Genomic DNA, 12,345 nt, shown 5'->3' on the forward strand with positions numbered 1-12,345 from the left:
GGCGAATAGAACGGAGGGGCACAATGGCAAACAATCGCGACGGCAAGATGCGCATACGGCTGAAGCTCGCAATGGGGATCGCAATGCTACTGTCCTTGTTGTTAACCGCATGCTCCGGCAATAACGGGGACGCCGGCAGCAAGGACAAGACGGAGCCGACGCCAAGCGCCGTCGGCAATGCGGGCGGCACGGGCGAAAGCAAAGGCGGCGAGGGAGGGGATCAGCCGGCGTATCCGATGAATACCCAAGATACGTTCTCGTACTGGGCGCCCATTAACGGCAACCTGATTACCTTTGCGACGAATCTGGCGGAGGCGCCGATCGGCAAGGCTATCGCGGATGCGACCGGCGTGAAAGTGACCTACATCCACCCGACCGACGGTCAAGCGGAAGAGCAGTTCAATTTGCTGCTCGCTTCCAGCAAGCTGCCGGACGTGCTGGAGTATGACTGGAGCATCTATCCGGGCGGACCGGAGAAGGCGATCGCGGACGGCGTTATCGTGCCGCTGAACGATTTGATCGACCAATACGCGCCTAACCTGAAGAAGATGCTCGAAGCCGATCCGGAGCTGGATAAGATGGTGAAAACCGACAGCGGCCAATATTACGCTTTCCCGATGGTGCGCAACTCGGAAGGCGTCGTCTTCCGCGGACCGATGCTGCGCAAAGACTGGCTGGATGAGCTGGGGCTGCAGGCGCCTGTGACGGTAGACGATTGGCACTCGGTTCTGACGGCGTTCAAAGAGAAGAAAGGCGCGGTAGCCCCGCTGACGGCGCAATACGCCGGCAAAATGAACCTGCAGGACGCGTTCTTCGGCGCGTATAAAACGTCGCACGGCTTCTATCTGGACGACGAAGGCAAGGTGAAATACGGCCCGCTCGATCCGCAATACAAGGATGTCATGACGTTGTTCCGCCAGTGGTATTCCGAAGGGCTGATCGATAAAGACTTCCCGATCGTCGAGCGCAACACGCTGGATAAGCGGATGCTAAACGGCGAGTCCGGCGCGACGGTTTCCTTGCTTGGCGGCGGCATGGGCAAATGGCTGGAGTCGGGCAAAGCCCAAAATCCGGCGTTTGATCTCGTGGCGGCTCCTTATCCGGTATTGAAAGCAGGCGACAAACCGTTCACCGGACAGCGCGATTTCAAATATAACCCGAAAGCGAGCGCGGCCGTGACGACATCGGCCAAAGACTTGGAAACGATCGTCAAATGGCTGGACTTCGCGTTCAGCGAGCAAGGAACCCTGCTGTACAACTTCGGCGTCGAAGGCGAAAGCTACACCCTGGTTAACGGCGTTCCGAAATTTACCGATATGATCGTGAAGAACGACAAGTACACGTCGCAGCAGATGTTGGCCCAATATACGGTTCCGAACGGTCCATATCCGATGCATGAGCTCAAATCGACCAACACCTTCCCGCAGCAGGACGAGGCGGTCCGGATTTGGTCGGAGACCGATGCGGCGAAACATATCATGCCCGCGTTCATTACGCCTACCGTAGACGAGAGCAAGAAGGTCGCGCAGACGATGACGGCGATCAACACGTATTTGGAAGAAATGTTCATCAAATTCATTATGGGCAACGAGCCGCTTGACAAGTTCGACGGCTTCGTCAAGCAGCTGGAAGAAATGGGCATTCGCGATGTCATCGCGATCTACCAGGGCGCCTTGGATCGCTACAACGACAGATAACGCTTCACATCGTCCGTCGGCAGGCCGCAAGCCGCCGCGGGAGCAGGGGAATGGCGCGGGCCATCCCCTGCCGATTGATGCCGCATGCGGATAGGAGGAATAGGTGATGGCTCGATTGAAGCCGGGACGCAGCAAAGTCGCGCATGCCGGGCGTCTGCCGCATCATATCGCGACAGACATCGTGAAGAACAAGTATTTGTATATCATGCTTACGCCGGTTTTGGCCTATTTCGTTATTTTTCATTATTTTCCGATGTACGGCGCGATTATCGCGTTCAAGGATTTTAACCCCCGGCTTGGAATCGGGGGCAGCGACTGGGCGGGACTGGCGCATTTCAAAGACTTTTTCGGCGGCATGTACTTTTGGCGGGTGTTAAAAAACACGTTGATGATTAGCTTGTACGATCTGCTATTCGGTTTTCCCGCTCCGCTTATTCTGGCCTTGCTGCTAAACGAGGTGAAGCATGCGCTGTTCAAGCGCTCGGTGCAGACGATCACGTATTTGCCGCATTTTATTTCGCTCGTCATTATATGCGGCGTGATCAAGGATTTCACGAGCAGCGACGGCGTCATCAACGATATCATCGCTTTTTTCGGCGGCGAGCGCGTGACGATGCTGCTGGAGCCGTCTTATTTCCGGACGATCTTCGTTTCGTCGAATATTTGGCAGCATGTAGGCTGGGGGACCATCATTTATTTGGCCGCGCTGTCCGCGATCGATCCCGAGCAATACGAAGCTTGCAAGATCGACGGGGGCGGACGCTGGAAGCAGATGTTTCACGTGACGCTGCCCGGGCTGATGCCCGTCTTCATGATCTTGCTCATCCTGGACATCGGCCGAATTATGAGCGTCGGCTTCGAGAAAGTCATTCTGCTGTACAACCCGACCACGTATGTGACGGCGGATGTCATTTCCTCGTACGTGTACCGGATCGGGCTGCAAGATTTTCAATACAGTTTCAGCTCCGCCGTCGGATTGTTCAACTCCGTCATCAACTTCGCGCTCGTCGTCGGCTCCAACTGGATCAGCCGGAAGTTGAACAATACGGGCTTGTGGTAGAGGAGGGTTCGCATGCGAGTAAGCTTGGGTGAACGCATATTCCGAGTGTGCAACACGCTGTTTTTGTCCGCGCTCATGTTGGCAACGATGTACCCGATCCTCTACGTGGCATTTGCTTCATTCAGCGAACCGGCGCAGATGATGGCGCATAAAGGCATCCTGTGGAAGCCGCTCGGCTTCTCGCTTGATACCTACGAAGCGGTATTCAGCAACCCGATGATTCTGCTCGGCTACCGCAACACGTTATTCATCGTCGTTGTGGGCGTGGCGCTCAATTTGCTGCTCACTTCGTTCGCCGCCTACGCCTTGTCTAGAAAAACGCTGCGTTACCGCAAGCAGCTGACGTTGTTTATCGTGTTCACGATGTTTTTCGGCGGGGGCTTGATTCCGTTCTACTTGCTGGTCAAAGGCTTAGGCATCGCGGACACGCTGTGGGCGCTGATTCTGCCTACCGCCATTAGCGCGTTTAACCTCATTATTATGCGGACGTCGTTCGAGGCGGTGCCGGACGCGCTGGAAGAATCGGCCAAGATCGACGGCGCCAACGACTTTGGCATTCTGTTCCGCATCTTCCTGCCGCTCTGCAAACCGGTGCTTGCCGTGGTGGGCTTGTATTACGGGGTAAGCCACTGGAACTCGTGGTTTAATGCCATGATCTTCCTGCAGGATCGGTCGCTGTATCCGCTGCAGCTGATTCTGCGCGAAATCTTGATTATCGGCGAGGCGAACGCCATGGCGGAGGGCGCATCCCAGGATGAGATCATCATATTGGGCGAGACGTTGAAATACGCCACCATTATGGTCGCGACGCTTCCGGTTTTCTTCGTATACCCGTTCTTGCAAAAGTATTTCGTGAAAGGCGCCTTGATCGGCGCGATCAAAGGTTAGGAGAAAGGTGGAATTCAAAAGATGAGCCAGGCACACGCGAAGCTGCACCCGACCGAGCTGTCGGCTTGGTGGTTTAAAGCGAAGTTGAAAGTCGATCGCATGATCGAAGCGGGCTGGACCGAAGCGCCGCATGTTTCGGCAGCGGGCAAATATGACCAGATCAAAGTGGACCAGTGGATTTCGGGCTTCTGGCCGGGGATGTTGTGGATTATGTACGATATGACCGGCGAGCAGCGTTATCGGGAGGCAGCGGAACCTTGGGACGAACGCATGGAGCAATGTTACCTGCGGGAGAACCATTTCCACCACGATGTCGGCTTTCAGTTCCTGCCGACGTCGGTGATCCGCTACAAGCTGACCGGCGACCCGGACGCCCGGCGGCGCGGGCTATTCGCCGCCAACTATCTGGCGGGCCGGTACAACCCGGCCGGACAGTTTATTCGAGCCTGGCCCCGCAATCAGACGGGGTGGTCGATCATCGATTCGATGATGAATTTGCCGCTTCTGTTCTGGGCGAGCGAAGAGAGCGACGATCCGCGCTTCAAGCATATTGCGGTCGCTCATGCGGATATGGTGCTTCGCTCGTTCATCCGCGACGACGGCTCGGTGCATCATATCGTCATTTTCGATCCGGAGACGGGCGCGGTGGAGCGTTATGACGGCGGGCAGGGTTTCGCGCCGCAATCGTCCTGGTCGCGGGGCCAAGCGTGGGCGCTCTACGGGATGAGCTGCGCTTACCGCTATACGGGCGAAGCGCGTTACTTGAACGCCGCGAAGCGGGTGGCGCATTATTTCATCAGCGCATTGGCGGAAGATGACGTGCCGCATTGGGATTTTCGCGCGGCGGCCGACTTGACGGACGAACCGCGCGACACCTCGGCGGCCAGCTGCGCGGCATCCGGTCTGATCGATATCGCGTCGCAGGTGGCGCCCGAGGAAGCCGCTTTATATCAGCGCGCGGCCACGCGCATCCTGCGCTCGCTGTCGAACAACTACAGCACGCTTGACCAGCCGGCGTATGAAGGCATCCTGCTCGGCGCGACCGGACATAAGCCGGTTAATTCCAACATCAACGTCTCGCTGATTTACGGCGACTATTACTATATCGAAGCGTTGGCGAAGAGCCAAGGCTGGAGCCGGCGCGTTTTTTGAGTGAGGGGAGGTGCGGACGGGTCGAAGGGAATGATTCAACAACCATCAATTCATAACGGAAAGGATGAGGAATGAATCATGAAAACCAAAAGCATGACGTGCTTGATCGTGTTCTGTATGCTGTTCGCGTTACTACCGGGAGCGGCGGGGGCAGCCGATGCGAAGTTCGCCATTGCCGGCTCCGGCGTGACGGCGAGCGGACATGACGGCAACGTGCCGGCCAACACGGTGGACGGCAATTTCGGCACGCGCTGGTCGGCGAGCGGCGACGGGCAATGGATTCAGTACGATTTGGGCGTCAACCGCAACGTGTCCGCTATCAAAATTGCTTTTCTGAATGGATCCAGCCGCACGTCTACGTTTGATATTCTGACGTCTACGGACGGTTCCGCCTTCACGACCGTCAGCAGCGGCGTTACGAGCAACCTTGCGGAAGGCCTCCAAACCTTCGATTTCCCGGACGTCGATCCTGCCCGCTATGTGCGAATCGTCGGGCACGGCAATTCCTCCAACCTGTGGAACAGCTATACGGAAGTCGAGCTGTACGGCACCGCGAGCAGCCCTCCGACTGGCGCAAGCAAGCTGGCGATTACCGTGCCGCAGCTGATGGCCAGCGGAGATGACGGCAATATCGTCGCGCATACGATCGACGGCGATCCCGGCACGCGTTGGTCGGCGATTGGCGACGGCGAATGGGTCCAATACGGCCTTGGATCGAGCAAACGGGCGGAATACGTGAAGATCGCCTTCACCAACGGGGCGGAACGCGCGTTCACCTTCGATATCCAGACCTCCTACGATGGCTATAATTTCAGCACGGTTCTTGCGGGAGCGGTCAGCGGTTTGAGCAATGGTTTGCAGACGTTTGATTTTGCCGACGTTGCCCCTGTCCGGTACGTTCGTATCGTCGGTCACGGCAACTCGGCGAACGCCTGGAACAGCTTTGCCGAGGTCGAAATTTACGGGAGCGCTTCAAGCGGCGTCGGCAGCGAAGGAACGGTCGTCGAAGTGAGCACGTCCGCGCAGTTGGCTGCCGAGCTGGCAACCGCTTCGGCGGGCCGAACGATCGTGCTGGCCAACGGCACGTATTCGAACGCGAGCCCGTTCGCCGTGCTGAACAAAAACGGCACCGCGAGCGCGCCGATCGTCATTAAAGCGAAAAACCGCGGCCAGGCCATTATCTCGGGCGCTTCGGGTTTCCGCATTGAGAATGCCTCGCATGTGGCGCTGGACGGATTAAGGTTTACGAACACGACCAATGGCGCCGTGGTGTTGGAAGGCTCGCATCATGTGCGGGTAACTCGCAATACGTTCGCGCTGCCAAGCTCGGGCGGCGACCTGATGTGGCTGCAGGTGCGGGGGGCGAACAGCCATCATAACCGCATCGACCGCAACGACTTCGGGCCGAAGAGCGACACCAGCCCGCTGATCGCTTACGAAGGAGAGAACGGCACGGGGCAAATTTCGCAATACGATATCATCGAATACAACTATTTCCATGATGTCGGCCCATGGGTAGACAACGGAAAAGAGACAATCCGACTCGGCTTGTCCGGTCTCACGCTCTCGCACGGCTATAATACGGTCCAGTACAACGTATTCGAGAATTGCGACGGCGAACCGGAGATCGTATCGGTCAAGAGCAGTAGCAACACGCTGCGCTTCAATACGTTCCGCACGTCGAAGGGCAGCTTGACGCTGCGGCACGGCCATAACAACAGCGTATACGGCAACTTCTTCCTCGGGGACGGCGCGGAGACGGATCAGGAAGGCATCCGGATGTTCGGCAATGATCACAAGATTTACAACAATTACTTCGAGAATTTGACCGGCGAAGCCATCTATTTGCCGAACGGCGACTTCGACGGCGGTACCGCCGGTTCCCCTCCGAACCCGACGGTCGAAGAATTGCGCAAGCAATGGAAAGTGTACCGGGCGCTCATCGTCAATAACACGATCGTAAACAGCACGACCGGCATCGTCATCGGCTCGGGCAAGGCGTATGCGCCGCAGGATTCCGTCGTGGCGAACAATATCGTGCGCAACGGCGCCGGCACGCTTTATTACGAGGCGGCGACGACGAACACGCTGTTCCAGGGCAACATCGGATATGGCAGCACCATCAGCAACGTATCGCGCAGCTCGGCGCAGATCCGAAACATCGATCCGCTGCTGACGACGGCGGGCGGTATCCAGAAGCTATCCGTGACCAGCCCTGCGATTAACGCCGCGGTGGGAACCTACGCGTTCGTACAGGCGGATATCGACGGCCAAATGCGGGCGACGACGGATGTCGGGGCGGATGAATATTCCGGCGCGCCTCTCCTGAATCGGCCGCTAACGGCCGGCGATGTGGGGCTAAACACGCCTTAGATGCGATAGAGACGGGAGCCATGCCGGCGGTCGTTCCGCCGGCATGGCTATTTCGAACCATAGCTGTGTAGAGCAACTGGCATAAGAGAGGTGAAGGGATATGCATACTAGCGACTTGCTGCCGGCTCCGCGCTACGGCGGCTTCCGCATGGATGGGTATTGGATATGGTGCGGTTCCGTCGTGCAAGGAGAGGACGGCAGATTCCATATGTTTGCCTCGCGCTGGCCGAAGACGCTGCCGATGCACCCCGGCTGGATGACGGCTTCGGAGATCGTCAGAGCGGACTCGGATACGCCCGAGGGACCGTACCGGTTCCGCGAGGTGGCGCTGCCGGCGAGGGGAGCGGAATACTGGGACGGACGCTGCACGCACAACCCCCATATCGTGAAACACGGCAACAAATATTTGCTGTACTATACGGGCTCGACCCACCCGCTAGGCGATCCGGAGCCGCCCGGGAGTTTCGGGTTAACCGATCCGCAATGCATCGTGGCGCGGTCGAACAAACGGGTTGGCCTGGCGATCGCGGACAGCGTATTCGGTCCGTGGCGCAGAGCGGATGAACCGCTATTGCCGACGCGTCCCGGCCGATTCGACAGCTTCTTGACCTCCAATCCGGCGCCGTGCGTCCGGGAGGACGGTTCCGTGCTGCTGATCTACAAGGCGCGCCGCTACGAAGGCAACCTGCACGGCGGCATGACGATCGGCGTCGCGCATGCCGACCATTACTCGGGGCCGTATCGGGTGCTGAGCGACGAGCCGGTGTTTCCTCCCGAGAAATTTCATATCGAAGACCCGTTCATTTGGCACACGGCCGAAGGATACCATTTGATCGCCAAAGACATGGAAGGACATTTATGCGGAGAGAAATACGGCGGCATCCGCGCCATGTCGCCGGATGGGCTGACATGGCGCTTGCACGCGCAGCCGCAAGGCTATTCCCGGACGGTGCGTTGGGATGACGGCACGGTGCAGACGCTGGGCAATCTGGAGCGCCCGTTCCTGTTATTCCAGAACGGCAAGCCGACTCATTTGTTCGCGGCCGTCTCGGACGGGCGCGACGGTTTTATGGACGCTTGTGACACATGGAACATGGTGATTCCTTTAAAGCCATGATACGCGAGGTGACTTATAGATGAGCAACTACGCGGCTTCACACGAGCGTTATGCGACGATGACGTATAATCGCTGCGGAAGAATCGGACTGAAGCTGCCGGCGATTTCGTTGGGGCTGTGGCATAATTTTGGCGGCGGGGACGCGATGGAGAATGGCAGGCTCATGCTGCGCCGCGCTTTCGACCTTGGCATCACCCATTTTGACCTGGCGAACAATTACGGGCCGCCGCCCGGCTCCGCCGAGGAGTCGTTCGGACAATTGTGGCGCCGGGATTTTGCCGCTTCAATCCGTCCGGCGGTTGGCGGGAGGCGGGCGCCGTGCTTCAGGCGATGGCGATTATCGAGCTAGAGGGAGGCATTCCGGTCCATTATTCATCGACGATCGCAACCAGAGGGCCGATGACCCCATGGTGCGGCGATTGGCATATTGAAGGAACGAAGGGAGTCCTCTTACTCCGTAATGGCAGCATTGCCGTACATTCGGAAGATGGGCACACGGAATATGGCGATATGCCGCAGCGCGACGCCTTGGACGAATTTCTCGCCTCTCGCGCGGAGAGCAGGGAATCGGAGACGAGCGCGAGCGACTACTTGCGGACGCAGGCGCTTGTCCATTATACGAATAGGGCTGCCGCGAGCGGAACGAGGACGACGATCAAGCTTCCGGTCAAGAAGGAACCGCGACAAGCCGAACGCGATTGATCCCGACGCGGTTTGCATCGGCGGTTAAATGTAACAGCATAGCCCCTCCGGCTTCGGCGAACGCTATAATCGGGCAAAAAGCATGCTCGATCATACGAATGGAGGATGGTTCATGCAGCGCAAATGGTTATTGCTTGCCGCCGGCGCCATGTTCAGCACGGTCATCGTCGGCTGTTCCGACAATCATGGCGAGCTGGGCAACCGGAATATCCGCCAGCAAAGCGTCCGCGAGGACGGCAATGGCAACATGCACGTCCGATTTTTCGCGAACGATCAGCTGAACGAGCAGAACCGGATGAACGGCCGCCGTTTGAACAGCAACAACATCATCGGGTCCCACCGCAATTATCGACTGGAACTGGATACGAACATCGCGGAGCGCCTCTCCTCGCTCTCCGGAGTAGGAACGGCCTACGTCATGCTGACGAACTCGAACGCCTACGTCGCGATCGACGGCAAGGAATCGCGGGGGATGAGCGCCAAATCGATCGGGCAATCGTCCATGCGTCCGCTGTCCCGCACCGACATGGCTTATTTGCCGCCTTCGGCGCATGCGCGTACGGAAGACCGCACGCGTGCTTATGCCCACCCGTTCGGCGATACGATGGGCAATTCCAATTTCTCCGGCATGACCCAGAGCACGAGAGCGAGCCGGTTCGACGGCCGGAAAAGCTACGACAGCACGAAATTCAGCCGCCAGTCGGTCAATCGCATGGGGGTGCGCGCGAAGACCTCGGGAACGATGAATACCGTCGGACCGCGCACCTATGCGCATACGTTCCGCGACGCGATGGGGCTCTCGAATTACGCGGAAATGCTGCAGAGCACCGGCGAACTGAACCGGATCGGCGACCGCATGCAGTATGACGCCATGAATAACAAGAATGTGGCGAACGATCGCGCCGTCGGCATGCGTTCCGCTGCTACGGGCACGCCATCGAACGGGGCGGGGGTCGTCCGTAACGATCGCGAATCCACGATGGAAGCCCAGATGGAGCGGGGACGCCGCATGAATAGCCGGGCTATGGATATTATGCGCGATCGATCGCGGTTTACCCATCCTGCCCAACGCGGCAACACCACCAGCGGCGCGACGACCGTCCGGCCTTATGGCGGGGAATTGGGCCGCGGCATGTCGATCGGGTATCAGAACAGCATCGATTACGATATGTACGGCGGCGGAGGCCGGGGCTCCATGCGTCCGATGGCGATGACGGGCGCCGGCGCGGTCCGCATCGACGGCCAGCTGCAAGCCCGGATCGAACGGGAAGTGAAACGAATGGCGCCGTCCGTGAACCATGTGTACGTGTCGTCCAATCCGGACTTCGTCCATCGGATGGCTGCTTATGCCGAAGACGTGCGTCTCGGCCATCCGATCCAAGGCTATATCACCGAGTTCAACGCCATGGCGGAACGGGTATTCCCGGCGCGGGCGATTAGAAACCGATAATCGAGTTCAAGCATATAAGTAAAGAAGAACCGGCTCCGCTCAAGCGGATCGCCGGTTCTTCTTTTTGCCGTTATAGATCGCTTCGACGTGACGCGCGCCCATTTTTATGCACAATCGCACCACTCTATTCGCCTTTTCATACAATATTTTGACTGTATCCCTTGCCCTTGTTAGACCACAAAATCCCGAGCAAGGAGGGGTGACACATTTGAGGGTAGCGGAACATTCCAATAAAGTCTTTAATTATGGGGATTTTGGTGAGTAGCAATATGTTATTGGTGGCATTTTGGTGGCGCTGTGTTATTATTGGGCTACAGTGTTTTCTGGAGGTGTAAATACGATGCTACTCAGTGAGCATATGAAGGAAACGGCCGACATCATCAGTGGCTTCACAACCGGCACAATGTTTGTTCTTGGTGGCATCGTTGGACTGCAGCTAAAAAACGGGGAGCAATTATTTCTGAATGATTCGGATTTGATCGAGGTAAGAAATGATACTCAGTACATCAGGGTCTCTGTTCAACAAATCATTGAGACCAGAACAGATGAAGGATGGCCTTTGTTTGGTGGGGTATACACAAGAGTGAAAAAGGGGCGCGTTTAAGCATATGCCAGTACATGAAGATAAAACGTTGAAGAAAAATCGTTGGTGGTATGAGGTCGAGTTAGGTAAGGATATGAACGGGAAGCGGATCAGAAAGAAACAGCGGGGATTTAAGACGAAGAAAGAGGCCGAGCGAGCAATGGTTGAGGTTATGAGCCAATTCAATAATACTGGCGCAGTAACCGAGAACAGTAAAATGCTCTTTGGGGAATACCTATGGGACTGGTACGAAAAGAAAAAGAAAAGCATATCCCCACAAACGCAAAAGCTTTATGAGGTAATAATTCGTGTGCACGTTGCCCCAAAATTGGGGGACATCCCACTCAATAAACTCACGGCATTCCATATTGAATCCTTCACGCAACACCTAATCGACGACAAGGGTTTGAAACCTGAATCCATAAGACGTATTATTTCGGTAATTAATACATCTCTCAATGCAGCTGAACGCCTTGATCTCGTTACAAAAAATGTTGCTCGAGCGGTAGAGAAGCCAAAGATTCCGCATAGGGAGTTGAAGGTCTGGGAGCCTGAATATGTAGCGGAGTTTCTCGAGAAGATAAAAGGGATGACTCGTTATTACGCGGCGATTTATCTTGCAATTATGACGGGGATGCGTCAAGGCGAGATTCTTGGCCTACGATGGTCAGATATCGATTTTGAAACTGGTGTCCTTCGGATTCAACAAACTCTTACACATAACGGGAAAAAGCTCGTAGCTGGTGCGAAGACCACAGGCAGTGTTCGTTCTATAACACTTTCCCCGGAAACCTTAAAAGTTCTCAAGGAACACAGACAAATGATAGTCCAGGAAAGGGTCGCGTTGGGTAGTGAGTATAAAAACCACGATCTCGTTAATCCGACCAGTCTTGGAACGCCCGTGAGCGGTCGGGGAATACTAAAGGTCTGGAACAGGCTGATGAGGGAAACCAAAGCTCCTCGGGTCACATTCCACGATTTGAGGCATACGCACGCAAGCCTGCTCCTGAAGCAAGGGGTCCACATCAAAATTGTTTCAGAGAGACTTGGACATTCCTCTGTGGCAATAACGTTGGACCGATACTCGCATTTAATGCCTAATATGCAGGGGGAAGCTGCAAAAGGGCTGGATAACCTACTGTTCGGCACGAGAAAGTAAAGGAATTAAACCGAAAATATACGGGATATTGAATGAGCATTAGGGAATATCCATGGTACATTTGTATTGTGAGAAATCGAGAAGAGGACACCGCTGAAGCGTGAACGCTTCGGATCGCAGCCGGCCAATATGGTCGGCTTTTCTGTCTGCGGTGAAAGCTCCCT

Annotated in this window: 10 protein-coding genes and 1 pseudogene; all 11 read left to right on the forward strand. The window is 56.4% G+C overall.

What is annotated here, in order from left to right:
- Nucleotides 1-23: 23 nt before the first annotated feature.
- Nucleotides 24-1,697 (forward strand): type 2 periplasmic-binding domain-containing protein, encoded by a 1,674-nt coding sequence (locus BCM02_RS30245; protein ID WP_246183616.1) that lies wholly within the window; start codon nt 24-26, stop codon nt 1,695-1,697.
- A 106-nt stretch (nt 1,698-1,803) separates the two neighbouring features.
- Entirely contained in the window at nt 1,804-2,757 is a 954-nt protein-coding gene (locus BCM02_RS30250; RefSeq protein ID WP_148932855.1) for an ABC transporter permease, read from the forward strand.
- 12 nt (nt 2,758-2,769) lie between these two features.
- Nucleotides 2,770-3,645: a carbohydrate ABC transporter permease gene (locus BCM02_RS30255; RefSeq protein ID WP_148932856.1), complete on the forward strand. Its 876-nt coding sequence runs from the start codon at nt 2,770-2,772 to the stop codon at nt 3,643-3,645.
- 21 nt (nt 3,646-3,666) lie between these two features.
- Nucleotides 3,667-4,797, forward strand: a complete 1,131-nt coding sequence (locus BCM02_RS30260; RefSeq protein WP_148932857.1) for a glycoside hydrolase family 88 protein — start codon at nt 3,667-3,669, stop codon at nt 4,795-4,797.
- Nucleotides 4,798-4,875: 78 nt separating this feature from the next.
- The gene (locus BCM02_RS30265) at nt 4,876-7,170 is read left to right on the forward strand and encodes a chondroitinase-B domain-containing protein (RefSeq protein ID WP_148932858.1); all 2,295 of its coding nucleotides are present in this window, start codon (nt 4,876-4,878) and stop codon (nt 7,168-7,170) included.
- A 100-nt stretch (nt 7,171-7,270) separates the two neighbouring features.
- Nucleotides 7,271-8,287, forward strand: coding sequence for a glycoside hydrolase family protein (locus BCM02_RS30270; protein WP_148932859.1), 1,017 nt, complete (start codon nt 7,271-7,273; stop codon nt 8,285-8,287).
- 19 nt (nt 8,288-8,306) lie between these two features.
- Nucleotides 8,307-8,567: pseudogene (locus tag BCM02_RS30275) on the forward strand (aldo/keto reductase); the annotation flags it as partial.
- A 38-nt stretch (nt 8,568-8,605) separates the two neighbouring features.
- Nucleotides 8,606-8,989, forward strand: a complete 384-nt coding sequence (locus tag BCM02_RS30280; protein WP_148932860.1) for a hypothetical protein — start codon at nt 8,606-8,608, stop codon at nt 8,987-8,989.
- 112 nt (nt 8,990-9,101) lie between these two features.
- The gene (locus BCM02_RS30285) at nt 9,102-10,439 is read left to right on the forward strand and encodes a YhcN/YlaJ family sporulation lipoprotein (RefSeq protein WP_187434487.1); all 1,338 of its coding nucleotides are present in this window, start codon (nt 9,102-9,104) and stop codon (nt 10,437-10,439) included.
- A gap of 340 nt (nt 10,440-10,779) precedes the next feature.
- A complete protein-coding gene (locus tag BCM02_RS30290; protein WP_148932862.1) occupies nt 10,780-11,043 on the forward strand; it encodes a hypothetical protein in 264 nt (87 codons plus the stop codon).
- Nucleotides 11,044-11,047: 4 nt separating this feature from the next.
- The gene (locus tag BCM02_RS30295; protein WP_148932863.1) at nt 11,048-12,181 is read left to right on the forward strand and encodes a site-specific integrase; all 1,134 of its coding nucleotides are present in this window, start codon (nt 11,048-11,050) and stop codon (nt 12,179-12,181) included.
- Nucleotides 12,182-12,345: the final 164 nt, after the last annotated feature.

It is taken from the genome of Paenibacillus methanolicus (assembly GCF_008124765.1).
Lineage (GTDB): Bacteria > Bacillota > Bacilli > Paenibacillales > Paenibacillaceae > Paenibacillus_Z > Paenibacillus_Z methanolicus.